The sequence below is a fragment of the Brevundimonas sp. UBA7506 genome, from assembly GCF_002479495.1.
Lineage (GTDB): Bacteria > Pseudomonadota > Alphaproteobacteria > Caulobacterales > Caulobacteraceae > Brevundimonas.
The window spans coordinates 36,900-59,898 of record NZ_DLNQ01000008.1 but is presented as its reverse complement, the minus strand read 5'-3'; the positions used below and the strand labels follow the sequence as shown (position 1 = coordinate 59,898).

Here is a 22,999-nt window from a genome sequence, read left to right as displayed (position 1 = left end):
CATGACCCAGACGGAAATCCTGCCTGACCCGCCGCACCGCATCGGCTGGGCGCTCGCCGCCCTCGTCGTGGCCGGCAACATGATCGGTTCGGGCGTCTATCTGCTGCCCGCGACCCTGGCGCCGACGGGCAGCAGCAGCATCATCGGCTGGCTGATCTGCGGCCTCGGCGCCGTGACCCTGGCACTGGTGTTCGGCGGTCTGGGCCGGCTGCAGCCGGATGCCGACGGCCTGTCGGACTTCACCCGGCGCGGCATGGGGCGGTTCATCGGCTATCAGACGGGGCTGGCCTATTGGGCCGCCTGTCTGGCGGGCAATGTGGCTCTGGCGGTGGCGGGCACGGGCTATCTGGCCTTCTTCATTCCGGCGCTGAAGGAGCCTTTGTGGGCGGCGGTCAGCAATCTGGCCCTGATCTGGCTGACCTCGGCGGCCTATGCCTCGGGCGCGCGGACGGCGGCGCGTTTTGGCGCCATCACCCTGGGCCTCGGCCTGATCCCCATTGTCCTGGCCATCATCGCCGGGGCCATGGCCTTCAGCGGCGACACATTCGCGGCCTCGTGGAGCCCCGGCGACCAGCCCTTGCTGAAGACCGTCCCGGCCTCGCTGGCCATCATCTTCTGGGCCTTCCTGGGGGTCGAAAGCGCCGCGGCCCTGTCCAGCCTGGTCAGGAACCCCTCGGTCGACGTGGGCCGCGCCTCGCTGGGCGGCGTCGCCCTGGCCTTTATCGTCTATGTCGCGGCCAGCGTCGCTGTCTTCGGCGTCATTCCGGCCGACGTCCTGGTTCATTCGACCAGCCCCTATGCCGATCTGGTGGCGCGGGTGATGGGCTCGTCGGTGGCCGGTCTGGTCGCGGCCTGCGCCGTGATCAAGGTGCTGGGCACCATCGCCGGCTGGACCATGCTGGCGGGCGAGACCTCGCGCGGGGCCGCCGAGGCCGGCTGGATGCCGCGCTGGTTCGGCGGGGCGCAGAAGGGCAAGACCCCGCTCAGCAACCCGATCCTGAACTGCGTCGTCATGAGCGTCATGGTCGTCGCCAGCGCCCAGCCGACGCTGGGTCAGCAGTTCGGCGTCCTGATCGGCGTCACCTCGGTGCTGACGCTCTGCCTCTACGCCCTGTGCTCGGTGACGCTGTGGAAGCTGACCCGGAAGGCCGGATGGCGCGCCCTGGCGGTGGTCGGCGTGGTCTTCTCGGCCTTTGCGGTGGCGGCGGCGGCCGGCGGCTATATCCTGCCCAGCGTCGGTTTCTTCGCCCTGACCAGCCTGGCCTGGGTCTGGGTGCGAAAGACCCAGAAGGTCTAAAGGTCCAAGGGCGGTTGACCCCGCCCCGGCATCTCTTTAGTGACGCCGCCGTTTGTCTGCCCGTATTCATTGTTAGGAGCCTGCGCCATGACGACCCAGATTCTGTCCGGCGCCACTGGCGTCCTTGCGCTCGCTGACGGCACCATCCTGCAAGGCATTGGAGTCGGCGCGGTCGGTTCGGTCCTCGGCGAGGTGGTCTTCAACACCTCGATGACGGGCTATCAGGAAATCCTGACCGACCCCTCCTACATGAGCCAGATCCTGGCCTTCACCTTCCCCCACGTCGGCAATGTCGGCGTGAACATGGAAGACGTCGAGCAGATCGGCGGGGCGCCCGAGCGCGCGGCCCGCGGCGCCATCTTCCGCGACGTGCCGACCGAACCCGCCAACTGGCGCGCCACCGGCAGCCTGGACGCCTGGATGAAGACACGCGGCGTCGTCGGCCTGGCCGGCATTGATACGCGGGCCCTGACCAAGATCATCCGCGACAAGGGCGCCCCCCACGCCGTCATCGCCCACAATCCCGAGGGCCAGTTCGATCTGGACGCCCTGGTGGCCCAGGCGCGCGACTGGAAGGGTCTGGTCGGCCTGGACCTGGCCAAGGACGCCTCGACCACCCAGGCCTTCGACTGGACCGAGGGTCTCTGGGACTGGCCGGCCGGCTACGCCAAGCCGGGCCTCGGCGACAAGTCGGTGGTGGTCATCGACTACGGCGTGAAGCGCAACATCCTTCGCGCCCTGGCCTCGACCGGCGTCAAGATCACGGTGGTGCCGGCCGACACGACGGCCGAGGCCATCCTGGCTCGCAATCCGGACGGCGTGGTCCTGTCGAACGGCCCGGGCGACCCGGCCGCGACCGGCGTCTACGCGGTGCCGGAAATCCAGAAGCTGGTCGCCAGCGGCAAGCCGGTCATGGGCATCTGCCTGGGCCATCAGATGCTGGCCATCGCGCTCGGCGCCAAGACCGTGAAGATGGATCAGGGCCACCACGGCGCCAACCACCCGGTCAAGGATCTGACCACGGGCAAGGTCGAGATCGTGTCGATGAACCACGAGTTCACGGTCGACCGCGACAGCCTGCCCGAGGCCGTGGTCGAGACCCACGTCAGCCTGTTCGACGGCACCAACTGCGGCATCGCCCTGAAGGACAAGCCGGTGTTCAGCGTGCAGCACCACCCGGAAGCCTCGTCGGGCCCCACTGACAGCCTTTATCTGTTCAACCGCTTCATCGAGACGATGAAGGGCGCCTGATATCGCCCGTTCGCGCTATCTGAACTGGCTGGGCGCGGTTCTGCGCCCGGCGCCCGTCTCCGTCGGCGAGGCGGGCGCGCGGGACATGGTTCTGGGTTACGCCACAGGCTATGGGGTGGAGCACGTCGAGGCCTTCGTGCGCTCGCTGCGGTCGGTCTATTCCGGCGGGGTCGCCCTGTTCGTGCATCAGGATCCCGCCCTGCTGGCCTTCCTGGCCGCGCATGACGTGGAAGCGGTCGTGGTCACGCCGAGCGACGCATGGACGCCGCAGCCGGTGGTGGCGCGTTTCTCGGCCTATGAGCGCTACATCGCCGCGCGGCCCGGTCTGCGCCATGTGCTGATGACCGACGTGCGCGATGTGGTCTTCCAGGGCGAGCCCTTCGCCCCGGCGCCGACCGGGCTGGAGGTCTTCGTCGAGTATGAAACCGGCCGCATGGCCGACCACGCCTTCCAGATCAAGCATCTGCGCGCCCTCGCCGGCGAGGCTCTGGCGGAGCAGCTGGAGGACCGGCCCTGCATCTGCGCCGGCACCATCGTCGGTCCGGCCGAGGAGGCGGCGCGTCTGTGCCGCCTGATTCTCACCCTCGGGGCCATTCCGCGGTCGGCGGTCGGCGGCGGCTTCGGCGTCGATCAGGCCTCGCTGGCGTTGGCGGTCGGCTATGGCCTGATCCCGGCGCAGGTTCAGGACAACTATCGCCGCGTCGCCACCATCGGCATGGCCTCGGACGGCGTCGGTCTGAAGGACGGACTGATCGTCAATCCGAACGGCGGCGTCAGCCCTGTGGTGCACCAGTACGACCGCTGTCCCGAGCTGGTCGAGGCCATGCGCGCGCGCTGGAGCCAGGCCCTGCCGGACCGCGTGGCCAAGGGGCCGGGCGGCTGGACGCGTTGGCGGCGCAAGACGGCGGCTTCGGTCGAGCGGCGCCTGCCCGACATCCGCTAGGGTTCAGCCGCCGATAAAGCCGTCGCGAATGGAGATCGACTGCTTCATCCGCTCAGCCCGAATGCTCCAGCGCTTGGGATCGGTGGCGGTGGCGACCACGCCGATGACCGCGCCGTCCTCGCCCTTGAGCGGATAGGAATCGACGAAGACCGGCACCGGGCCTGCCTGACCGCCCAGCAGCCAGACCTCGTCCGTGATCGGCTCTCCCGATTTCATGGCGCGGACCACCGGCAGGTCGTCGAAGCGGGCGACCGAGCCGTCCTGGGCGAAGACCTGGAAGCGGTCAGCGTAGTCCTCGGGACGGGCGCCGATCGGATCGCAGATCTCAAGGCCCGGCACGCCCCCCGTCACAGCCAGGACCTCGCCGCTGGGAGCGGCGTGCAGGATGACGGCGCCCCCCAGTCGTTCCGCCATCACTTCAAGAATGGGACGAAGAAAGGCGGCGTGGGGATGATCGGCGTCGGGCATGGAAAACTCGGATAGGAACGTTCCGCCGGTTTGCGCCCGATCTCTGAATTTTTCTGTAATTCGAGCGGTTGCAAAAGCCCTAGGGCAGTACGACGAAAGTCGAATGCCGCCGCAGTTCGCAGGCCTTTCGCACCGCTATCGGCGCGGCGGAAATCCAGTAGGCGGCGTCGTCGGTCCGGCGGGCCTGCTTGCGTTCCAGTCCGCGGCGACGTCGCGCGGCGGCGTTGTCCAGCAGGCGCGCATGCAGGGCGCGGGGCGTCAGGTTCGGAACGGCGGGGGAGCCGGGGACGGCGACGGCGTCGGGGCCTCGGGGCTCCACCGCCGGGCGGGCGATGGCGATGAACATCGGGAGCTTCCGTAAAGCAAATCAATCCACAGGCTGTGGATAGGTCTGTTGTCGCGCGTGACTTCGTTCGCATTCGGACGATAGCGAGGCCGACGCGGCCTTCTTGGTTAATGAAAGCCTAACGCGGTTTTTCCGGGGAGAGGCTTTTCCTCCTGTCATGGAAAGCGCCTAGGATGGCGCGCCTTGGAGGACGCTCATGAGTTTCAGCCTGATGCGGACGGTCACGGTCGTCCTGAGCGCCGGTCTGCTGTTGTCGGCCTGCGCCAGCGGAGCGCGCAGCGATTTCGGCCTGAACGAGCGCGAGGCCGCGTCGCCCCTGGGCTTTCCCAATGTCCGCTTTTCGGTCGAGGATGAGGCGGCGGCCCAGAAGATCGAGCAACAACTGGGCGAGGGCGTGCCGAAGGGGCCGGACGGCCACTTCGACCTGATCGCCCTGTCGGGCGGCGGCGCCAACGGCGCCTTCACCGCCGGCCTGATCAACGGCTGGACCGCCAGCGGCCAGAGGCCGGATTTCGAGGTGGTGACCGGGGTGTCGACCGGGGCCCTGGCCGCGCCCTTCGTCTTTCTGGGGCCGCGCTGGGATGCGCGGTTGAAGGAGGCCTATACCGGCGGAGAGGCCACGGGCCTGCTCAAGAGCAGGGGGCTGCGTGCCTTTGTCGGTTCGGGCGTATTCAGCGGCCTGCCGCTGCGCCAGCTGGTGGAGAACAACGTCGACGAGGCCCTGCTCGCCGAGGTCGCGGCCGAGCACGCCAAGGGCCGGCTGCTGCTGGTCGCCACCACTGATCTGGACGCCCAGCGCGGCGTGATCTGGAACATGGGCGCCATCGCCGAGCGCGGGGGGCCGGAGGCCCTGGCCCTGTTTCGCGACGTCCTGATTGCCTCGGCCAGTATTCCCGGCGCCTTTCCCCCCGTCATGATCCGCTCGCAGGGGCGCGGCGCGGTGTTCGAAGAGATGCACGTCGACGGCGGGGTGATGAACCCCTTCGTCGCCCTGCCGCAGATCATGTGGAATTGGGATGACGTGTCGGGCGTGTTCCAGGGCGCGCGCCTGCATGTCGTGGTCAACGGCAAGGACGCGCCGCGCTTCGCCGTCACCCGCGACGCCGCCATTCCGGTCCTGACCCGCAGTCTGGACGCCGTGCTGGGCGGCCAACTTCGCGCCACCCTCGCCGCCAACCGGGCCTTCGCCAGCCGCAACGGGCTGGAATTCCACGTCGCCGCCATCCCCGAGGACTTCGACGGGGCCGACAGCCTGGACTTCAGCCAGGAGTCGATGATCGCCGTCTATAACCTGGGCGAGGCCCTCGGCCGCACCGGCGAGGCGTGGAAATAGGCCTGCGTCCAAAAGCGACGCGGTTCTCCTCGATCTTCACAGGCTGTGGAAAACACAACCGGGGACGGCCATGTCTTGGGGTCGCGGCGGCCCTTCCCCTCTTCGTCGCGCCGGAGTGTCTGAGATCGTGCGTTTCGACGATCGTTTCCTTGAAGAACTGAAGGCCCGCCTTCGCCCGTCCGACGTCATCGGCCGGACGGTGAAGCTCAAGCGGCAGGGGCGCGAGTATGTGGGCCTCAGTCCCTTCTCCAAGGAGCGGTCGCCCAGCTTCTTCGTCAACGACGACAAGGGCTTCTTCCACGACTTCTCGTCCGGCAAGCACGGCGACATCATCAGCTTCCTGCAGGAGACCGAGCGGCTCAGCTTCGTCGAGGCGGTGCAGCGGCTGGCGGGGGAGGCGGGGATGCAGCTGCCCGCCGAGGACCCGCAGTCGGCCGAGCGCGAGGCGAAGAAGCAGGGTCTGACCGACTGGATGGACCTGGCCCAGAAGTGGTTCGCCGCCAACCTGCGTCGCTCGGTCGGCAAGGCGGCGCGCGAGTATCTGGAAAAGCGCGGCCTGCCCGAGGACCAGTGGGAACGCTTCGGCCTGGGCTATGCGCCCAACGACCGTGAGGGCCTGAAGAACGCCCTGATCCAGCGCGGGGCCAGGCCTGGCGATCTGGTCGAGGCGGGGATGCTGATCTCGCCGGAAAGCGGCGGGGCTCCCTATGACCGGTTCCGCGACCGGCTGATGTTCCCCATCCTGGACGCGCGCGGGCGGATCGTCAGCTTCGGCGGACGGGCCATGAACCCCGACGACCGGGCCAAGTATCTGAACGGGCCTGAGAGCCCGCTGTTTCACAAGGGCGCCACCCTCTACGGCCTGCCCGAGGCGCGCCGCATCCTGGGGGCCGAGAGCCGGGGCGAGCAGGGCATCATCGTCGTCGAAGGCTATATGGACGTCATCGCCTGCCAGCGCGCGGGCCTGCCTGCGGTCGCGCCCATGGGCACGGCCCTGACCGAGGAGCAGATGGAACGTCTGTGGCGGGTCTCGGCCGAGCCGGTGCTGTGCTTTGACGGCGACGCGGCGGGGCTGCGGGCCGCTTATCGTTCGATCGAGCGGTCGCTGCCGCTGCTGAAGTCGGGCCGGTCCTTCCGGTTCGCCCTGCTGGACGCCGGCCAGGACCCGGACGACATCCTGCGCGACAAGGGGGCGCCGGCCCTGCGCCACGCCCTGAACGAGACCCGCCCCTTCATCGAGGTCCTGTTCCGCCGCGAGGTCGAGGCCGAGCCGCTGGACACGCCGGAACGCAAGGCGGGGCTGAAGGGGCGTCTGCGTCAGGCGGCCAGCGCCATTCAGGACAAGGATCTGGCCGAGCAGTACCGGCGCGACCTGTTCGAGCGCTTCGACGCCCTGTTCCCCCGTCAACAGCAGCAACAGCAGACCTTCCAGCAGGGCGGGCGACCCGGACCCGGCGGGCGCTGGCGCGGTCCGCCGCCCAAGCTGGGCCAGACGGCCGAGGGCGCTCAGGCCATGCAGGCCCTGTTCCGCTCCATCGAGCCGGTGGCCGCCGCCCTGGCCCACGGAGCCGTCGATGACCCCGAGCGGATGGACGACCATCTGGAGGCCATTGCCCGACATGGATTCGGCGACCCGGCCCTGGACGGACTGGCGCAGGAACTGGTGCGGCTACGGTTTTCCGGTCAGAGCCTTGACTCTGCCGCGATCCGACGCCATCTGGCCCACTCGGGTCATGATGCCTTGATGCACGAGGTCGAGAAGGCGGCGGCGAAGTCCGGCGCGCCATTCCTGGCTGCAGACAAGCCCCTCGGCGAGGCGAGGATCCGGTGGTCGCAGGCGTTCGACGCTCTGACCCGCGTAGCGGCGTTGGAGCAGGCGCTGGCGTCAGCAAAGTCGGATGCCCACAAGGCGTTCGACAACTCGGCCTTCACCCTGGTGAAAGCCGAGCGCGATGCATTGCGACGGGCCATCAAGACCGGAACGATTTGGGAAGACGCGGCTTCTTCGTAACCAACGAAGTCGTCGGGCGTTGTATTTTCGCCGCAGGGGACTGATCACCCCCTAGCGGTCGTGGAGACAGACTGAATGAGCGCGCAGACCGAGACGCAGGAAACCGAAGCCAATTCCGACGGGCCCCTGCTCGATCTGACGGACGCCGGCGTCAAGAAGTTCATCAAGCAGGCCAAGGCCCGCGGCTATGTGACGATGGAGGAGCTGAACAAGGTCCTGCCGTCCGAGGAAGTGACCCCGGACGCCATCGAAGACACCCTGGCCATGCTGTCGGAGATGGGCGTCAACGTCGTCGAGGCCGAGGAAGACGCCGCCGATGTCGAGGGCAAGGAAGTCACCACGGCAGCCGAAACGGCTGTGGCGGAGACCCCCGCCAAGTCCGCCTATGACCGCACCGACGACCCGGTGCGCATGTATCTGCGCGAAATGGGCTCGGTCGAACTGCTGAGCCGCGAGGGCGAGATCGCCATCGCCAAGCGGATCGAAGCCGGCCGCGACGCCATGATCTCGGGTCTGTGCGAAAGCGCCCTGACCTTCGAGGCCATCATGGTCTGGCGCGAGGAACTGGCCAACAACCGCATCCTGCTTCGCGAAGTGATCGACCTGGACGCCACCTACGGCATCCTCAATCCCTCGTCCCTGCCGCACAACCAGCCCCCGGCCGGCGAGGCCCCCGCGCCCGGCGCCGAGAAGCCCGAGGGCGAAGGCGAGGATGAGGACGAGGACGACTTCGACGACGGCGGCGGCATGTCGATCTCGGCCCTGGAGGCCGAACTGCGCGACGGCGTCATGGAAGTTCTGGACGCCATCGCGGCCGACTTCGGCGGCTTCCGCAAGCTGCAGGACAAGCTGGTCGAGGCCCGCCTGAAGGGCGAGGTGCTGAGCGCCAAGGATCACAAGGCCTATGAGACCCTGACTGCGGCCATCAGCGATCGTCTGAAGACGATGAAGCTGAACAACAACCGCATCGAGGCCCTGGTCGAGCAGCTGTACGCGATCAACAAGCGCCTGATCGGGCTGGAAGGCCGCCTGCTGCGTCTGGCCGACAGCTACGGCATTTCGCGTCCGGAGTTCCTCAAGGCCTACTTCGGCTCGGAACTGGATCCGAACTGGACCGACCGCATCAAGGAAATGGGCGTGCGCTGGACCAAGTTCAGCGAGGTCGAGGCCGCCCAGATCGCCCAGATCCGCGGCGACGTCGCCGCCGTGGCGACCGAGGCCGGCCTGCCGATCGACGACTATCGCCGCATCGTCCAGACCGTGCAGAAGGGCGAACGCGAAGCCCGTCAGGCCAAGAAGGAAATGGTCGAGGCCAACCTGCGCCTCGTGATCTCGATCGCCAAGAAGTACACCAACCGCGGCCTGCAGTTCCTGGACCTGATCCAGGAAGGCAACATCGGCCTGATGAAGGCGGTCGACAAGTTCGAGTACCGTCGCGGCTACAAGTTCTCGACCTACGCCACCTGGTGGATCCGTCAGGCGATCACGCGTTCGATCGCCGACCAGGCGCGGACCATCCGCATCCCGGTGCACATGATCGAGACGATCAACAAGATCGTCCGCACCAGCCGCCAGATGCTGCACGAGATCGGCCGCGAGCCGACCCCGGAAGAACTGGCCGAAAAGCTGGCCATGCCGCTGGAGAAGGTGCGCAAGGTCCTGAAGATCGCCAAGGAGCCGATCTCGCTGGAAACCCCCATCGGGGACGAGGAAGACAGCCACCTGGGCGACTTCATCGAGGACAAGAACGCCGTCCTGCCGATCGACGCCGCCATCCAGTCGAACCTGCGCGAAACCACCACCCGCGTCCTGGCCTCGCTGACCCCGCGCGAGGAACGCGTCCTGCGGATGCGCTTCGGCATCGGCATGAACACCGACCACACCCTGGAAGAAGTCGGCCAGCAGTTCAGCGTGACCCGCGAGCGGATCCGTCAGATCGAAGCCAAGGCCCTGCGCAAGCTGAAGCACCCCTCGCGGTCGCGTAAGCTGCGGTCCTTCCTGGACAGCTGATCGGTCCGACCGTCTGAAGATCAGCGCCGGCGGGGTTCGACCTCGCCGGCGTTTTTCATTTCGGGCGCAGGCGGCGCCGGCGACCTTGTCTCGGACCTGGTGGTGCGATAGGTCGATCTCGTCTTCCTTGTGAAGGCCGTAAGCGTCTCACGTCAGGCAACGCATCTTCCGGTCCCGGCCGGAACAGCCCGTTCACCGGGCGGATGCATATCGGCCGACGACCTCATTCATGAGACTGCTTTCAATGAGCTATCCTGCCTTCATCACCCTGCGTCGCCTGCCGGCGCGCTATGCGACTCTGGTCACCCCGCTGGTTCTGTCCTTGCTGATGACCCTTGTGGTGTCAGCCATAGCCACGGCCCGGAGTCTGGGCCTTACTCCGCATTTCCCTGGCGTCTGGATGTCAGCGTGGGGACTGTCCTGGCTGGTCGCCTTTCCCACCCTTCTGCTGATCCTGCCGCTGGTGCGCCGGATCGTCGGTCTGGTGGTCGAGGCCCCGAAGGGCTGAGGCAGGGGAGGGGCGGTCCGTCGGGGCCGCCCTTTTCCCATGTCAGGGGATGATCAGGGGGGCGTCGGTCTTCACCCGGTCCAGCGCGATCAGCGAGCGGAAGCGGTTGACGCTGTCGTTCTCCTCGAACAGCCGCTGCGTCAGCGCCTGATAGGCCGCCATGTCGGTGGTGACGACGATCAGGATGAAGCTGGTGCCGCCGGTGACGTAGTAGCACTGCTGCACCTCCGGCTCGCTCTGGAAGCGGGCCTTGGCGTTCTGGACCGTCTCGGCCCGCTCGTCCTGAAGATAGACCTCGACGATGGCGGTGATGGTCAGGGGCAGGGCCTTGGGGTCCACCAGGGCGACATTGCCGCGAATGACGCCGCTGGCCTCCATGGCCGCGATGCGCCGTTGCACGGCGGCGGCGGACAGGTTGACGGCTTCGGCGATGGCGCGCTGCGGGGTTCGTGCGTCGCGCTGGATGATCCGCAGGATGGCGCGATCAAAGCTGTCGAGCGGGCGCTGGGGAGAGGCGGTTCGTCCGGCCATTGGCGATCTTGTTGTGCGAGTGTTTGTTGCGTTTGGGCCCGTGATCGAGAGGAAACGCCCCGTCCGCCCCTTGGTATAGCTCGCCGCCGAGCCAGGCGGGAACCGGAAATGACGACGGACATCATCGATCAGGGGCGAAACAACCGGACGGCGGTCGGCGTGGCCTGCGGCGTCGGGGCGGGCGCGCTGTGGGGCCTGGTCTTCCTGGCGCCGGAGCTGGCGCGGGACTTCAATCCGCTGCAGCTGACGGTGGGCCGCTATCTCGCCTATGGCCTGATCGCCGGGCTGTTGCTGGCACCGCGATGGAAGGCGGTGGCGGAGCGGATCGGACGCGCCGATTGGCTGAACCTGTTCTGGCTCGCCCTGACCGGCAACACCCTCTACTACATCCTGCTGTCAGGGGCGGTGCAGACCGGCGGCATCGCCATGACCTCCCTTGTGATCGGTTTTCTGCCGGTGGCGGTGACGATCATCGGCAGTCGCGACCAAGGCGCCGTGCCGCTGAGGCGGTTGCATCTGCCCTTGCTGCTCTGCGTCGCGGGCGCGGTCTGCATCGGTTGGCAGGCGCTGGCTGCGCCGGCTGAGGCCGCACACGGCACGCGCCTGATCGGTTTCGGCTGCGCCATCGGCGCCCTGGCTTCCTGGACCTTCTTCGCTGTGAAAAACGCGCGGCGACTGCGTCAGCTGAAGACGGTGTCAGCCCACGACTGGAACCTGCTGACCGGTGTCGTCACCGGGGCGCAGAGCCTGTTGTTGTTGCCGGTCGCCCTGTTGACCGCCTCGGGCGCGCAGCACGAAGCCGGGGACTGGATGCGTTTGGCGGGGGTCTCGGTCGGCGTGGCGGTGCTGGCCTCGATCGTCGGCAATAACCTGTGGAACCGGATGAGCCGCCTCCTGCCGCTGACCCTGGTCGGCCAGATGATCCTGTTCGAGACCCTGTTCGCCCTGATCTACGGCTTCGTCTGGGAACAGCGCTTGCCGACCGCGATGGAGGCGGTGGCCTTTGTTCTGGTGGTCCTGGGCGTGGCGACATGCCTGCGCGCTCACCGCACCAAGCCAGACAGCGCCCACTGAAGAGGCGCGGGGACCGGCGTGCGACCGGCCCCGCGCTCGTCGTCAGGCGCGCTCGTCGAAGACGGTCTCGAAACCGCCCCACATCATGCGCTTGCCGTCGAAGGGCATGTCCATGTTCGCCATGGCGGGGTCCTCCTGCATCCTGGCCCAGGCGTCGTCGGCGGTCTTCTTGTCGGGCCAGATCAGCCAGGAGAAGACCACGACCTCGCCGTCCTCCAGTTTCACCGCCATGGGGAAGCTGGTCACCTTGCCGTCCGGCACGTCCTCGCCCCAGTTCTCGACATGGGCCAGAGCGCCGTAGCCCTTGAACAGGGGCCAGGCGACGCGGGCGGACTCGACATAGCGGTCCTTGTTCTCGGTTTTGACGGGGGTCAGGAAGCCGGTGATGTAGGCCATCGGGGTGTCTCCTCTTTGTGGTTGGCCCCTATCGCTCGCCGCGCGGCGGCTCGCTGCATGAAGGGGCAGAGTGGATAGTTGCAGCAGGCGTGGTTGGCGTCTTGGTGGAAGGCGACAGGTCGCTCGCGGGTCGTGCAGCCTAGCTTGACCGTTTACGCAATCTTGTCAGCAGCGGCCTCGATGGCGGCGATGTCGATCTTTCTCATCGTCATCATGGCCTCGAAGGCGGCCTTGGCGCGGGCGGGGTTCGGGTCGCTGAAGAAGGCCATCAGGCGGCGCGGGGTGATCTGCCAGTTGACGCCCCAGCGGTCCTTGCACCAGCCGCAGTCGCTTTCGGCCCCGCCGTTTCCCACGATGGCGTCCCACAGGCGGTCGGTTTCGGCCTGGTCGTCCGTCATGATCATGAAGGAGACGGCCTCGGTCTGGGGAAAGGTCGGGCCGCCGTTCAGGCCCATATAGGGCCGCCCGTCCAGGGTGAACTCGACCACCAGCTCGGCGCCCTCGGGGGAGGACGGGTTGTCCGTCGGGCTGGTCGCAACGCGGTCGATGCGGCTGTCGGCCAGGCCCAGCGAGACATAGAACTCGGCGGCCTTTTTCGCCTGACCCAGATCGTACCAGATGCAGGGAATGATCTTGTCGCTCATGACGTCGCCTCCTGTGCGGCGAGACGCTCGGCCACCTCGCCCAGCTGATCGGCGGCGGCGCCCCAGCCGGGTTCGAAGCCCATTTCAGCGTGGGTCTGCATGGCCTTGTCGTCCCAGTGGCGGGCGCGGGCGGTGTAGCGGGTGCCGTCGCCTTCGGGCTCAAACGTGTCGATGCGCACGAAGTTCATCTCGCCCGGCTGCGGAATCCAGCCCTCGGTCATGGCGCCGGTGGTGATGATGCGGCGGCCGGGGATCACCTCCAGCACCACGCCGCGATACTCATGCCGCTCGCCTTCGGGCGACTGCATGACGATGTCGGCGCGGCCGCCGGGGCGCAGGTCGTAGTCGACCTGGGGCGTGGTCCAGGGTCGGGGTGTGAACCACTCCGTCCCGTGCTGGGTGAAGGCGCGCCAGACGGTTTCGGGCGAGGCCTTGAAGACGCGGCTGACGCTCAGTTCAAACAGGTCGGCCATGGCTCAGCCGCCCCCGACCTGGGCGGCGAAGGCTTCGGGGCCCTCGGCGGCGGCCTCGGGGTCCATCCACATGACCTCCCAGATATGGCCGTCCGGGTCGGCGTAGCTGCGGCCGTACATGAAGCCGTAGTCTTGTTTCGCATTGGGGTCGGCCTGACCTCCGGCCTTGGCGGCGCGGTCGATCACGGCGTCCACGCCGTCGCGGCTGTCCTCGGAGACGCAGATCAGCACCTGGGCCGTCCGTTTCGCGTCCGGGATGGCGCGGTCGGTGAAGCTGGAGAACTTTTCGTGGGTCAGCAGCATGGCGTGGATGGTGTCCGAAAACACCATGCAGGCGGCGGTGTCGTCGGAGAACATGGGGTTCTTCGCGGCGCCCACGGCCTCGTAGAAGGCGACGGAGCGCGGCAGGTCGGTGACAGGCAGATTGACGAAGATGAGCTTGGTCATGTGGCGATCCTCCCTGATCTGGCGTAACGGTGTCCTATCGTGTTATGTTAGTCAACCATGAAGTTAGAAAAAGTAACTAAAGAGTCCGCCGGCCGTTCCCGCCGCTATCACGACGCCTGCGGCGCCGCGCACGGCCTCGACCTGATCGGCGAGCGCTGGGCCCTGCTGGTCATACGAGAACTGATGATGGGGCCGAGGCGTTTCAGCGACCTGCGCAAGGACCTGTGCGGCCTGTCGGCCAACGTCCTGACGCAGCGGCTGGAGGGACTGGAGGCTTCGGGCATCGTTCAACGCCGCAAGCTGCCGCGGCCCGCCTCGGTCCAGGTCTATGAGCTGACCGACTGGGGCTATGAGATCAAGCCGGTCTTCATGGTGCTGGGCCGCTGGGCCGCGCGCTCGCCCCTGCACGATCCGACCCTGCCGATCAGCGCGGTGTCGATCATGCAGTCGTTCGAGACCATGTTCGATCCGTCGAAGGCTGCGGGCGCGGTCATGCGTCTGGGCTTCGCCCTGGACGAGGACCGCATGGTGGTGAGCGTGGCCGAGGGCCAGATCGAAACGCGACGCGGTGAGCCCGAAGAGGCCGAGGTCGTGGTGCGCGCTGTCCCGCCAGTGGTGGCGGCCGCCGTCTATGGCAAGGTTCCGCTGGCGGCGCTGGAAGGCGAGGGGGCGATGACCATCGAGGGCGACCGCGACGTCTTCGCCCGCTTCATCGACTTCTTCCACCTGCCGGAAAAGGCGGGGTAGATCTATTTTGCGCCGTCATCCTCGGGCTTGACCCGAGGATCGGGTTCTCCGTCTGCTCAACGTCGATAGGACGAGCGCGCTCCCACGCTTGATCCTCGGGTCAAGCCCGAGGATGACGGAGGGAAGGAGTCTGACTCTAGACCAGAATATCCAGCAACGTCCCCGTCATCTCGTCTGCTGTCCGCGCCACGGCGGCGTTGGCGGAGAAGTCCTGTTTGGCGCGAATCTGCTCGACCGCCTCGACCGCCAGGTTGTCCAGCGAACCGGTGGCCGTGCGCCGGGCGCTGGCCTCGAAGCGGTTGGCGGCGTTCTGCATTCCGGCGGCGGCGATGCTCAGGGGCGGGATCGTCATGATCGGTCTCCGGGCGAAATGAACTCTGCGGACGGTCAGGATCGTGGCTTTGAGGTCAATGACGCCTGAACAAGCGTGGTGAACGACGGTCTTTTTGCGGAAAACCGCCGCATCGGGGCCGTTATTGGTGTATAGAGACCGCCTCCTCATCGCCCGGCCGGCTGTTCGCCTTGGCCGGGCGCGGTCGTTTCGGCGACCGCCTTGCTCTTTTTCAGGTCGTATATGCCCTTTCCCGCGATCCACCCCGCGCTAGACCGCGCTCTCGCCAACAAGGGCTATGCCGAGCCCACCCCCGTCCAGGCGGCGGTTCTGGAAGGCCATGGCGAGGCCGACATGCTGGTCTCGGCCCAGACCGGATCGGGCAAGACAGTGGCCTTCGGCCTGGCGGCGGCCTCGTCCCTGCTGGGCGAGAACGAAACCTTCGGTCCGGCCGACGCGCCGCTGATGCTGGCCATCGCCCCGACGCGCGAACTGGCGCTGCAGGTCTCGGCCGAGCTGGAATGGCTGTACGGCGAATCCAAGGCCAAGATCACCACCTGCGTCGGCGGCATGGACGCCCGCAAGGAAGCCCGCGCCCTGAACTTCGGCATCCACATCGTGGTCGGCACCCCCGGCCGCCTGAAGGACCACATCGACCGCGGCAACCTGGACCTGTCGGCGCTGAAGGTGCTGGTGCTCGACGAGGCCGACGAGATGCTCGACATGGGCTTCCGCGAGGACCTCGAATACATCCTGGAGCAGTCGCCGGCTGAACGCCGCACCCTGCTGTTCTCGGCCACCATCGCCCGCGACATCGCCATGATGGCCAAGCGCTATCAGCGCGACGCCGTGCGCATCGACACCGTCGACCGCAGCCAGCCGCACAGCGACATCGAATACCGCGCCCTGCGCATCGCCCCGAACGAGATCGAGCACGCCGTCGTCAACGTGCTGCGCTTCTATGAGGTGCCGGGCGCCCTGGTCTTCTGCTCGACGCGCGACAGCGTGCGTCACCTGCAGTCGTCGCTGCTGGAGCGCGGCTTCGCCACCGTGGCCCTGTCGGGCGAAATGGGTCAGCGCGAGCGCACCGACGCGCTTCAGGCCCTGCGCGACGGCCGCGCCCGCGTCTGCGTCGCCACCGACGTGGCCGCGCGCGGTCTGGATCTGCCCGACCTGGGTCTGGTGATCCACGCCGAACTGCCGATCAACAAGGCCACCATGCTGCACCGCTCGGGCCGCACCGGCCGTGCGGGCAAGAAGGGCACCTCCATCCTGCTGGTGCCGAGCAGCCGTCGCCGCAAGGCCGAGATGCTGCTGGGCTCGGCGGGCGTCGAGGCGACCTGGGCCGGCGCCCCGACCGCCGACGAGATCCTGGCCAAGGACGAGCAGCGCCTGCTGGCCGCCCCGGTCTTCGCCGAGGAAGGCAATGAGGACGACGTCGGCCTGATCGCCAAGCTGGTCGCCGAGCGCACGGCGGAAGACCTGGCCCGCGCCCTGCTGGTCCTGCTGCGCAAGGACTTGCCGGCTCCCGAGGATCTGGTCGATCCGGGCCAGGGTCCGCAGCGCAAGCCGCGCGGCGAGAGCGGCGACGCCTTCGCCGCCGGGGCCTCGCCCTTCGAGCGTCTGCAGCCGGACCAGGTGTCCTGGTTCCGCATGGACATCGGCCGCAACCGCAACGCCGATCCCAAGTGGCTGATCCCCATGATCTGCCGCATCGGCGGCATCACCAAGCAGCAGATCGGCTCGATCAAGACCTTCCCCGAAGAGACCCGCTTCGAGATCGCCAACACCCACGTCGAGGCCTTCAGGAAGCTGGCGGCCATGAACACCAACGAGGCGAACATTACGCCGTCGGAAGCCCCGCATTCGGGCATGTTCAAGGGCGGGACGCGCAACCGTCGTGACGAAGGCGGCGAGCGTCCCTATGCCAAGAAGCCCTTCCGTCGCGACGAGGACGGCGAGGGCGGTCGTCCGCCGTTCAAGAAGAAGCCGTGGCAGCCGCGCGAAGGCGAGGCCGACGGCGAGCGTCCGGCCTTCAAAAAGAAGCCCTACGCCCCCCGCGCCGACGCGCCGGAAAGCAGCCAGTTCTTCGACAAGCCCAACGAGAAGCCTTTCGCCAAGGGGCCGGGCGCCAAGAAGCCGTTCAAGCCCAAGTCGGACTTCAAGGGCGGCGCCAAGCCGGGCTTCAAGCCGGCCGGCAAGCCCTTCGCCAAGGGCCCCAAGGGGCCGAAGAGCGGCAAGCGCTTCGACTGACCGCTGATCGCTGACTTGCCCCCGGTTCAATCCGGGGGCAGGCTGCGGCCATGACCGCACGCGAACCGCAGACTGGAAGCGATGACGGGGGGCGCTACCCCTCCTTTTCCGCGTTTTATCCCTACTACATCCATGAGCATTCCAACCGGACCTGCCGCCGCATCCATGTGGTCGGGACGGGGCTGGTGATCGCCGCCTTCGCGGCCTTTTGCGTCACGCGCAACGCCTGGTGGCTGCTGGCCATGCCTCTGGTCGGCTACGGCTTCGCCTGGGTCGGGCATTTCTTCTTCGAGAAGAACCGTCCGGCGACCTTCAAATATCCGCTGTGGAGCCTGATGGGCGACTTCCGTCTCTTCTTCGAGACGGTGAGCGGTAAGCGGAAGTTCTGATCACGACCCTGTGCGGTCGGGTCGAAGCGTCACCTTGGACCCCTATATGTCGGTCACGCTTTCGGAAGAAGGAGACCGCGTATGGAACTCGAGAACCAGGTCATTGTCGTCACGGGCGGCGCCAGCGGCATCGGGCGCGAAGCCTGTCTGGCTTTGGCGCGCAAGGGCGCGGACCTGATCGTCGCAGACTTCAACGTCGCGGGCGCCGAGGCTGTGGCCGTCGAGGTTCAGGCGCTGGGGCGCAGGGCTCATGCTTTCAAGGTCGATGTCTCGAAGGCGGATGAGGTGAAGGCGCTGGTGGACTTCGCCGTTGAAAAGCTCGGCACGTTGAACGGCATGTTCAACAACGCCGGCATCGGTCTGGTGAAGCCCTTCCTCGAGATGGAGCCGGCCGACTATCTGAAGGTGATCGAGGTCGATCAGCACAGCGTCTATTATGGTCTGCTGTACGGCGCGCGGAAGATGGTCGAGCTGGGCGTGAAGGGCGCCTTCGTCAACACGGCCTCCATCTATGGCTCGATCGCAGCGCGCGGCAGCTTCAACTATAATGCGGCCAAGGCGGCGGTCGTCTCGATGAGCCGCTCCGGTGCGCTGGAACTGGCGGAGCACGGGATTCGCGTGGTGGGCGTGGCGCCTGGCTTCATAGACACCCCGATCCTGGGCGACGATCCGGCGGCCAAGGCCCCTCTGGCCGCCCAGCACATGCACAATCGCCTGATCCAGCCGGAAAAGGTCGCCAGCGTGGTGGCCTTCCTCTTCACCGACGCCGCCAGTGCGGTGAACGGTTCGACCGTGGCGGTGGATGACGGCTTCCTGTCCTTCAAGGTCTGACGGGGCGCTCGGCGCAGCAAAAAGGCGACCGGATCGCTCCGGTCGCCTTTTTTGTCGGTGGGGCGAGGCCGCCCTTAGTTCGAGGCTGTTTCCCAGGCCGGGGGGCAGCCGTCGAAGTCGCCCGCGTCGGCGATGGTCAGGGTCTTCATATTCAGGCTGCGGGCCTGCTGCATCGAGCCGCGGCCGTGGCCGGTGTAGAGGTCAATCTTGGCGCCCTTGATCGCGCCGCCGGTGTCCGAGGCGTACCAGTAGCCGTCATGGATCGTGCCGTCGCTCATGCGCAGGCCGACCGTTTCGCGGATGAAAAGCTTGGTGCGGCGCGGGATGACGCGGGGATCGACGGCCACCGTGCGCATGGCGATCGGACGGCAACCGAGCGAGTCGTTGCCCGTCGCGCCGCCGCCGCCTGCGTGATAGAGGCGGGCCGAGGCGCGCCAGTCGGGTTCGCCCGCCATCAGCTCGGCCTGTTCGGCGGAGAGGGCGGAAGCGTCGATGGAACTTTCATCCGCCGCGGCGGTTTCCATTGCAGCCGTTTCATTAGCGATAACGGCTTCATAGGGTTGAGGCTCTCCGGAACCGGAGAAGGCCATAGCCCAGAACATGGCAAGCGCAGCGGCTGTGTTCAGCATCGAACAGACTCAGGAAGCACCGGTCCCGACACGATCCGGCCCCCGGTTTTTGGCCGTCAATTGTGGCGAAAACGTGTCGCTTGAGATCAGGCGTGCGTCTGAAGTACGATCATTGTTCGATTAGTCCACAGGCGCATGAGCATATCGTGCAAATGTCACAGCATATGTGGCAGCAACGAAAACAGTATTCGATGTGTGCGGCTTCTATACTATGCGGATCAGCTGTTCGGTTAACACCTAAGTCTGGGTGTGTAACACTTTATTGCGAAGAAAGTCTGCGTTTCGGTTCAAGATAACGGTCGCGTGATCGCGCGGCCACGTGGCGACCGGCATGGGTGGAGGCGCGGCCGGGAATGGGATAAGCGGTCGTTTCCCCACGAATTTTTCCGCCGGTGTCCTGCGATGAAGCGCCAAGTCAAACGCCTGATGATCTCCGCCGCCGCCCTGATGCTGGTCGCGGCCCCCGCCGTTCATGTGGACGCCTGGGGCAACACCGGCCACCGCCTGATCGGCGTGGCGGCCATGCGGGGTCTCAGCGACGACCTGCCGGCCTTCCTGCGCACGCCGGGCGCGATCGCCGACGTCGGCGAACTGGCGCGCGAGCCCGACCGCTGGAAGGGCGCCGGTCAGCCGCACGACCGCGAGCGCGACACGGCCCACTTCATCGACTTCGACGACAACGGTCATGCGATGACGGCCAACGGTCCGCACATCGACGCCCTGCCGCGCCTGAAGTCGGACTTCGACACGGCCCTGGTTCAGGCGGGCATCAAGATCGACGAGGTCGGCTATCTGCCCTACGCCCTGATGGACGCCTATCAGAACCTGGGGCGCGACTTCGCCTATTGGCGCGTCCTGACCGCCGCCGAGGCGCGCGAGACGGATCCGGGCAAGAAGGCCTGGTACCGCGCCGACCGCGAGCGCCGCGAGGCCCTGATCCTGCGCGACATCGGCGTCCTGGCCCACTACGTCGGCGACGGCTCGCAGCCGCACCACACCTCGATCCACTTCAACGGCTGGGGCGACTATCCCAACCCCGAGGGCTTCACCAACTCGCGTCGCACCCATGGCATCTTCGAGGGCGAGTTCACCTCGCGCGTCGCCCGCCTGGATACGGTCGAGGCGGCCATGAGCCAGCCGCAGGTGTCGGGTCTGGACCTGCGCGCCCGCACCGCGGGCTATCTGAAGACCACCCTGGGCACGGTCATTCCCTTCTACCGTCTGGAGAAGGCGGGCGGCTTCAAGGACGCCGACCCGCGCGGCGCGGCCTTCGTCAACGAGCGTCTGGCGGCCGGCGCCTCGGAACTGCGCGACCTGATCATCCTCAGCTGGCGCGAGAGCGCGACCGCCTCCATCGGCTGGCCCGCCGTCAAGGTGGCCGAGGTCGAGGCCGGCACGGTCGACCCCTGGACCTCGATGATCGGCGAGGACTGATCCCGCTTCCTTCTCCCCTTGAGGGAGAAGGTGGCAGGCGAAGCCTGACGGATGAGGGGTGCGAGGAAGCTGGGCCGCGGCTTCCTGTCTGACCTCTGCCCCGACACCCCTCATCCGACCCTACGGGCCACCTTCTCCCTCAAGGGGAGAAGGGTTACAGAGCCCCATGACTGAACTCACGCCCCCCGTCGTCATCCTCGACAAGTCCCAGATGGCCGAGAACATCGGCGCGGTCGCCCGCGTCATGGCGAACTTCGGCCTGTCGGAACTGCGGCTGGTCAGCCCGCGCGACGGCTGGCCCCAGGACCGCGCCTGGGCCACCGCCTCGGGCGCCGACTGGGTGCTGGAGGGCGTAAAGGTCTTCGACAGCGTGGCCGAGGCCATCCATGACCTCAACACCGTCTTCGCCACCACCGCCCGCCCGCGCGAGACGCGCCAGCCGGTGCGCACCCCGCGCGAGAGCGCCCGCATCCTCTATGACGACACGGCCTCGGGGCTGAAGACCGGCCTGCTGTTCGGCGGCGAGCGTGCGGGGCTGGAGACGACCGACATCGCCCTGTGCGCCGGGATCACCACCATCCCGATCGACCCCAAGCACCACTCGCTGAACCTGGCCCAGGCCGTGGCCATCAACGCCTATGAGTGGCGCACCCTCATCCTCGACGCCCCGCCGCCGCGCTTCCGCGAGGGCGAGCCGCCCGCGTCGAACGAACTGCTGATCGGCATGTACGAGCATTTCGAGGCCGAGCTGGAGGCCGGCGGCTTCTTCCATCCGCCGGAGAAGAAGCCGTCGATGAGCCAGAACCTGCGCGTCATGCTGGGCCGCGCCGCCTTCACCGAACAGGAAGTCGCCACCATGCGCGGCGCCATCCACGCCCTGGCCAAGGGCCGCGGCCGGGTGCTGGCGAAGCTGGCCGAGAAGCGCGCGGCGGAAGCGAAGAAGGGGGAGTAGGTCCACTGCCCTCCGTCATCCTCGGGGCGGCGCAGCCGAACCCGGGGACCCAGAAGGTTGAGATGTCGTCGCCTTGTCCTGTTCGCGTCCTGCGTGCTGAATGGCCTGGGTTCCGGGTTCGCTGCGCGCCCCGGAATGACGGCAGGGGGAGGCGAGAGTGCGAAATCCAGACGCGATCATCGCCGCCTACATCATGGCCAGCCGCCGCAACGGCACGATCTACACCGGCGTCACCAGCGACCTTCACGACCGGGTGTGGAAGCACAAGCTCGGGACGTTCAAGGGCTTCACCGATGACCATGCTTGCAAGGGTCTGGTCTGGTTCGAGCCGCATCTCGGCATGACCGAAGCCATCGCCCGCGAAAAGCAGATCAAGAAATGGCGGCGAGCGTGGAAGCTGGAGTTGATCGAAGCCGCCAACCCGGTCTGGGAAGACTTGGCGGCGGATTGGTATGACTGACCTCTCATGCCGTCATCCCGGGGCGCGAAGCGAACCCGGGACCCAGAGGGCTGAACCGGCCGCGTCTTGTCCTGTCGCCGCCCTGTGTGTTGAACGGCCTGGGTTCCGGGTTCGGCTGCGCCGCCCCGGAATGACGGAGATAAAATGAAACTCGCCCTCATCTATCCGCTGGCCGCCCTGGCGGAGATCGGCGGCTGCTTCGCCTTCTGGGCCTGGCTGAAGCTGGATCGGTCGCCGGTCTGGCTGGTTCCGGGCGTGCTCAGCCTGATCGCCTTCGCCTGGTTGCTGACCCTGGTTCCGGCCGAGACGGCGGGGCGGGCGTTCGCGGCCTATGGCGGGGTCTATATCGTCGCCTCGCTGGCGTGGATGGCGCTGGTCGAGAAGGCGACGCCGGACCGCTGGGACCTGATCGGCGGCGCGGTCTGCCTGATCGGGGCGGGGGTCATTCTGTTCGGGCCGCGAGGCTAGAGCGCCGCGCAGAAGGCCGGCACGGCCTCAGTGGCGGGGCCATAGACGCCCTCGTCGAACAGGCGGGCGCCCTGCGTCGGCTCCAGATTGATCTCCACCGTCCGCGCCCCGGCCATCCGCGCCGACTGCACGAAGCCCGCCGCCGGATAGACCGCGCCCGAGGTACCGATGGAGACGAACAGGTCGCAGGCGTCCAGCGCCGCCTCGATCCGCTCCATCTGAAGCGGCATCTCGCCGAACCAGACGATGTGCGGGCGTAAAGTCCCCTGCGGATGATGCGGCGAGGCGTGCCGGGCCTCCAGATCACCGGTCCAATCGCAGACGACGCCGGACGCCGTGCAGCGCGCCTTCAACAGTTCGCCGTGCATGTGGATCAGCTCGAATCCCGACGCGGGCGGCGTCTCGACGTGCGCCCGGTCGTGCAGATCATCGACGTTCTGCGTCACCAGCAGGAAGTCGCCCCGCCACCGCGCCGCCAGATCGGCCAGGGCGCGGTGCGCGGCGTTGGGCTGCACGCGGGCCAGATGCCGCCGTCGCTGGTTGTAGAAGTCCTGCACCAGGGCCGGGTTCGCCGCGAACCCCTCGGGCGTCGCCACCTCCTCGATGCTATGCCCCTCCCACAGGCCGTCCGAGGCGCGAAAGGTCGGCACGCCGCTCTCGGCCGAGACGCCGGCGCCGGTCAGGACGACGAGGTTCATGCGGGGCTCCTTTGGGCGAGACGATCGTGCAGCCAGTCGATCATGGCGCGGACCTTGGGTGGGACGTGGCGGGGG

The 22,999-nt window shown here is 67.4% G+C and carries 26 protein-coding genes; 16 read left to right on the top strand and 10 right to left on the bottom strand.

All coding sequences use genetic code 11. From position 1 onward, the window contains the following. The first annotated feature begins 1 nt into the window (after position 1). The 3 genes from B3K53_RS07770 (at position 2) to B3K53_RS07760 (ending at position 3,491) form a co-directional block, all read left to right on the top strand. Positions 2–1,297 (top strand): amino acid permease, encoded by a 1,296-nt coding sequence (locus tag B3K53_RS07770; protein ID WP_292083612.1) that lies wholly within the window; start codon positions 2–4, stop codon positions 1,295–1,297. An 87-nt stretch (positions 1,298–1,384) separates the two neighbouring features. Beyond that, complete coding sequence (gene carA, locus B3K53_RS07765; protein WP_292083611.1) at positions 1,385–2,548, top strand: glutamine-hydrolyzing carbamoyl-phosphate synthase small subunit; 1,164 nt, start codon at positions 1,385–1,387, stop codon at positions 2,546–2,548. Between the two features lie 85 nt (positions 2,549–2,633). After that, positions 2,634–3,491 (top strand): hypothetical protein, encoded by an 858-nt coding sequence (locus tag B3K53_RS07760; protein ID WP_292083610.1) that lies wholly within the window; start codon positions 2,634–2,636, stop codon positions 3,489–3,491. A 3-nt stretch (positions 3,492–3,494) separates the two neighbouring features. Here B3K53_RS07760 and B3K53_RS07755 read toward each other — a convergent pair whose 3' ends face one another. Both B3K53_RS07755 and B3K53_RS07750 read right to left on the bottom strand, forming a co-directional pair. Beyond that, positions 3,495–3,959, bottom strand: a complete 465-nt coding sequence (locus B3K53_RS07755) for a hypothetical protein (RefSeq protein WP_292083609.1) — start codon at positions 3,957–3,959, stop codon at positions 3,495–3,497. A 79-nt stretch (positions 3,960–4,038) separates the two neighbouring features. Next, complete coding sequence (locus B3K53_RS07750; protein ID WP_292083608.1) at positions 4,039–4,305, bottom strand: hypothetical protein; 267 nt, start codon at positions 4,303–4,305, stop codon at positions 4,039–4,041. Between the two features lie 196 nt (positions 4,306–4,501). Between B3K53_RS07750 and B3K53_RS07745 the strand changes: the two genes are divergently transcribed. The 4 genes from B3K53_RS07745 to B3K53_RS07730 all read left to right on the top strand — a co-directional run bounded on the left by B3K53_RS07745 (position 4,502) and on the right by B3K53_RS07730 (position 10,167). Continuing rightward, positions 4,502–5,638, top strand: a complete 1,137-nt coding sequence (locus B3K53_RS07745) for a patatin-like phospholipase family protein (RefSeq protein WP_292083606.1) — start codon at positions 4,502–4,504, stop codon at positions 5,636–5,638. Positions 5,639–5,765: 127 nt separating this feature from the next. Beyond that, positions 5,766–7,649, top strand: a complete 1,884-nt coding sequence (gene dnaG, locus B3K53_RS07740; RefSeq protein WP_292083605.1) for a DNA primase — start codon at positions 5,766–5,768, stop codon at positions 7,647–7,649. Positions 7,650–7,724: 75 nt separating this feature from the next. Continuing rightward, positions 7,725–9,659, top strand: a complete 1,935-nt coding sequence (gene rpoD / locus B3K53_RS07735; RefSeq protein ID WP_292083604.1) for an RNA polymerase sigma factor RpoD — start codon at positions 7,725–7,727, stop codon at positions 9,657–9,659. A 229-nt stretch (positions 9,660–9,888) separates the two neighbouring features. Beyond that, complete coding sequence (locus B3K53_RS07730) at positions 9,889–10,167, top strand: DUF2798 domain-containing protein (RefSeq protein ID WP_292083603.1); 279 nt, start codon at positions 9,889–9,891, stop codon at positions 10,165–10,167. A 42-nt stretch (positions 10,168–10,209) separates the two neighbouring features. Here B3K53_RS07730 and B3K53_RS07725 read toward each other — a convergent pair whose 3' ends face one another. Further along, complete coding sequence (locus B3K53_RS07725; protein ID WP_292083602.1) at positions 10,210–10,698, bottom strand: Lrp/AsnC family transcriptional regulator; 489 nt, start codon at positions 10,696–10,698, stop codon at positions 10,210–10,212. A gap of 108 nt (positions 10,699–10,806) precedes the next feature. Between B3K53_RS07725 and B3K53_RS07720 the strand changes: the two genes are divergently transcribed. Then, positions 10,807–11,772 carry a DMT family transporter gene (locus B3K53_RS07720; protein WP_292083601.1) on the top strand — a complete coding sequence of 322 codons (966 nt, stop codon included), beginning with the start codon at positions 10,807–10,809 and terminating at the stop codon, positions 11,770–11,772. 42 nt (positions 11,773–11,814) lie between these two features. Here B3K53_RS07720 and B3K53_RS07715 read toward each other — a convergent pair whose 3' ends face one another. The 4 genes from B3K53_RS07715 to B3K53_RS07700 all read right to left on the bottom strand — a co-directional run bounded on the left by B3K53_RS07715 (position 11,815) and on the right by B3K53_RS07700 (position 13,732). Continuing rightward, entirely contained in the window at positions 11,815–12,168 is a 354-nt protein-coding gene (locus tag B3K53_RS07715; protein WP_292083600.1) for a DUF1428 domain-containing protein, read from the bottom strand. A 152-nt stretch (positions 12,169–12,320) separates the two neighbouring features. Beyond that, a complete protein-coding gene (locus tag B3K53_RS07710) occupies positions 12,321–12,812 on the bottom strand; it encodes a VOC family protein (RefSeq protein ID WP_292083599.1) in 492 nt (163 codons plus the stop codon). After that, positions 12,809–13,285 (bottom strand): SRPBCC family protein, encoded by a 477-nt coding sequence (locus B3K53_RS07705; protein ID WP_292083598.1) that lies wholly within the window; start codon positions 13,283–13,285, stop codon positions 12,809–12,811. The genes B3K53_RS07710 and B3K53_RS07705 overlap by 4 nt, the downstream gene beginning before the upstream one ends. A 3-nt stretch (positions 13,286–13,288) precedes the next feature. Beyond that, positions 13,289–13,732 carry a VOC family protein gene (locus B3K53_RS07700; RefSeq protein ID WP_292083597.1) on the bottom strand — a complete coding sequence of 148 codons (444 nt, stop codon included), beginning with the start codon at positions 13,730–13,732 and terminating at the stop codon, positions 13,289–13,291. 57 nt (positions 13,733–13,789) lie between these two features. Between B3K53_RS07700 and B3K53_RS07695 the strand changes: the two genes are divergently transcribed. Continuing rightward, entirely contained in the window at positions 13,790–14,479 is a 690-nt protein-coding gene (locus B3K53_RS07695; RefSeq protein ID WP_292083596.1) for a winged helix-turn-helix transcriptional regulator, read from the top strand. A gap of 136 nt (positions 14,480–14,615) precedes the next feature. Here the strand turns inward: B3K53_RS07695 and B3K53_RS07690 are convergent, their stop codons facing one another. After that, positions 14,616–14,831, bottom strand: a complete 216-nt coding sequence (locus B3K53_RS07690) for a flagellar basal body rod C-terminal domain-containing protein (protein WP_292083595.1) — start codon at positions 14,829–14,831, stop codon at positions 14,616–14,618. A 222-nt stretch (positions 14,832–15,053) separates the two neighbouring features. On the opposite strand from B3K53_RS07690, the gene B3K53_RS07685 reads away from it, so the two are divergent. From B3K53_RS07685 to B3K53_RS07675, 3 genes are all read left to right on the top strand, one after another. Further along, positions 15,054–17,063, top strand: a complete 2,010-nt coding sequence (locus B3K53_RS07685; protein WP_292083594.1) for a DEAD/DEAH box helicase — start codon at positions 15,054–15,056, stop codon at positions 17,061–17,063. A gap of 50 nt (positions 17,064–17,113) precedes the next feature. Then, a complete protein-coding gene (locus tag B3K53_RS07680; RefSeq protein WP_292083593.1) occupies positions 17,114–17,452 on the top strand; it encodes an Mpo1-like protein in 339 nt (112 codons plus the stop codon). An 81-nt stretch (positions 17,453–17,533) separates the two neighbouring features. Further along, entirely contained in the window at positions 17,534–18,283 is a 750-nt protein-coding gene (locus B3K53_RS07675) for an SDR family NAD(P)-dependent oxidoreductase (RefSeq protein WP_292083592.1), read from the top strand. A 74-nt stretch (positions 18,284–18,357) separates the two neighbouring features. Here B3K53_RS07675 and B3K53_RS07670 read toward each other — a convergent pair whose 3' ends face one another. Next, a complete protein-coding gene (locus tag B3K53_RS07670) occupies positions 18,358–18,912 on the bottom strand; it encodes a 3D domain-containing protein (protein ID WP_404621858.1) in 555 nt (184 codons plus the stop codon). A gap of 402 nt (positions 18,913–19,314) precedes the next feature. Between B3K53_RS07670 and B3K53_RS07665 the strand changes: the two genes are divergently transcribed. The 4 genes from B3K53_RS07665 (at position 19,315) to B3K53_RS07650 (ending at position 22,226) form a co-directional block, all read left to right on the top strand. Further along, positions 19,315–20,346, top strand: coding sequence for a S1/P1 Nuclease (locus B3K53_RS07665; RefSeq protein ID WP_292083589.1), 1,032 nt, complete (start codon positions 19,315–19,317; stop codon positions 20,344–20,346). A 166-nt stretch (positions 20,347–20,512) separates the two neighbouring features. After that, positions 20,513–21,298, top strand: coding sequence for an RNA methyltransferase (locus B3K53_RS07660; protein WP_292083588.1), 786 nt, complete (start codon positions 20,513–20,515; stop codon positions 21,296–21,298). Between the two features lie 157 nt (positions 21,299–21,455). Further along, positions 21,456–21,758, top strand: coding sequence for a GIY-YIG nuclease family protein (locus B3K53_RS07655; protein WP_292083587.1), 303 nt, complete (start codon positions 21,456–21,458; stop codon positions 21,756–21,758). Positions 21,759–21,902: 144 nt separating this feature from the next. Further along, positions 21,903–22,226, top strand: a complete 324-nt coding sequence (locus B3K53_RS07650; protein ID WP_292083586.1) for a YnfA family protein — start codon at positions 21,903–21,905, stop codon at positions 22,224–22,226. On the opposite strand, the gene B3K53_RS07645 is transcribed toward B3K53_RS07650, so the two are convergent. After that, positions 22,223–22,924 carry an NAD-dependent deacylase gene (locus B3K53_RS07645; protein ID WP_292083585.1) on the bottom strand — a complete coding sequence of 234 codons (702 nt, stop codon included), beginning with the start codon at positions 22,922–22,924 and terminating at the stop codon, positions 22,223–22,225. The genes B3K53_RS07650 and B3K53_RS07645 overlap by 4 nt on opposite strands. Between the last annotated feature and the right edge of the window lie 75 nt (positions 22,925–22,999).

What these genes read in the sequence shown, in the direction of transcription:
- B3K53_RS07770 (WP_292083612.1), top strand. Translation starts at nt 2, where the DNA reads ATGACCCAGACGGAAATCCTGCCTGACCCGCCGCACCGCATCGGCTGG.
- carA (WP_292083611.1), top strand. Translation starts at nt 1,385, where the DNA reads ATGACGACCCAGATTCTGTCCGGCGCCACTGGCGTCCTTGCGCTCGCT.
- B3K53_RS07760 (WP_292083610.1), top strand. Translation starts at nt 2,634, where the DNA reads ATGGTTCTGGGTTACGCCACAGGCTATGGGGTGGAGCACGTCGAGGCC.
- B3K53_RS07755 (WP_292083609.1), bottom strand. Translation starts at nt 3,959, where the DNA reads ATGCCCGACGCCGATCATCCCCACGCCGCCTTTCTTCGTCCCATTCTT.
- B3K53_RS07750 (WP_292083608.1), bottom strand. Translation starts at nt 4,305, where the DNA reads ATGTTCATCGCCATCGCCCGCCCGGCGGTGGAGCCCCGAGGCCCCGAC.
- B3K53_RS07745 (WP_292083606.1), top strand. Translation starts at nt 4,502, where the DNA reads ATGAGTTTCAGCCTGATGCGGACGGTCACGGTCGTCCTGAGCGCCGGT.
- rpoD (WP_292083604.1), top strand. Translation starts at nt 7,725, where the DNA reads ATGAGCGCGCAGACCGAGACGCAGGAAACCGAAGCCAATTCCGACGGG.
- B3K53_RS07730 (WP_292083603.1), top strand. Translation starts at nt 9,889, where the DNA reads ATGAGACTGCTTTCAATGAGCTATCCTGCCTTCATCACCCTGCGTCGC.
- B3K53_RS07725 (WP_292083602.1), bottom strand. Translation starts at nt 10,698, where the DNA reads ATGGCCGGACGAACCGCCTCTCCCCAGCGCCCGCTCGACAGCTTTGAT.
- B3K53_RS07720 (WP_292083601.1), top strand. Translation starts at nt 10,807, where the DNA reads ATGACGACGGACATCATCGATCAGGGGCGAAACAACCGGACGGCGGTC.
- B3K53_RS07715 (WP_292083600.1), bottom strand. Translation starts at nt 12,168, where the DNA reads ATGGCCTACATCACCGGCTTCCTGACCCCCGTCAAAACCGAGAACAAG.
- B3K53_RS07710 (WP_292083599.1), bottom strand. Translation starts at nt 12,812, where the DNA reads ATGAGCGACAAGATCATTCCCTGCATCTGGTACGATCTGGGTCAGGCG.
- B3K53_RS07705 (WP_292083598.1), bottom strand. Translation starts at nt 13,285, where the DNA reads ATGGCCGACCTGTTTGAACTGAGCGTCAGCCGCGTCTTCAAGGCCTCG.
- B3K53_RS07700 (WP_292083597.1), bottom strand. Translation starts at nt 13,732, where the DNA reads ATGACCAAGCTCATCTTCGTCAATCTGCCTGTCACCGACCTGCCGCGC.
- B3K53_RS07695 (WP_292083596.1), top strand. Translation starts at nt 13,790, where the DNA reads ATGAAGTTAGAAAAAGTAACTAAAGAGTCCGCCGGCCGTTCCCGCCGC.
- B3K53_RS07690 (WP_292083595.1), bottom strand. Translation starts at nt 14,831, where the DNA reads ATGACGATCCCGCCCCTGAGCATCGCCGCCGCCGGAATGCAGAACGCC.
- B3K53_RS07685 (WP_292083594.1), top strand. Translation starts at nt 15,054, where the DNA reads ATGCCCTTTCCCGCGATCCACCCCGCGCTAGACCGCGCTCTCGCCAAC.
- B3K53_RS07680 (WP_292083593.1), top strand. Translation starts at nt 17,114, where the DNA reads ATGACCGCACGCGAACCGCAGACTGGAAGCGATGACGGGGGGCGCTAC.
- B3K53_RS07675 (WP_292083592.1), top strand. Translation starts at nt 17,534, where the DNA reads ATGGAACTCGAGAACCAGGTCATTGTCGTCACGGGCGGCGCCAGCGGC.
- B3K53_RS07670 (WP_404621858.1), bottom strand. Translation starts at nt 18,912, where the DNA reads ATGCTGAACACAGCCGCTGCGCTTGCCATGTTCTGGGCTATGGCCTTC.
- B3K53_RS07665 (WP_292083589.1), top strand. Translation starts at nt 19,315, where the DNA reads ATGAAGCGCCAAGTCAAACGCCTGATGATCTCCGCCGCCGCCCTGATG.
- B3K53_RS07660 (WP_292083588.1), top strand. Translation starts at nt 20,513, where the DNA reads ATGACTGAACTCACGCCCCCCGTCGTCATCCTCGACAAGTCCCAGATG.
- B3K53_RS07650 (WP_292083586.1), top strand. Translation starts at nt 21,903, where the DNA reads ATGAAACTCGCCCTCATCTATCCGCTGGCCGCCCTGGCGGAGATCGGC.
- B3K53_RS07645 (WP_292083585.1), bottom strand. Translation starts at nt 22,924, where the DNA reads ATGAACCTCGTCGTCCTGACCGGCGCCGGCGTCTCGGCCGAGAGCGGC.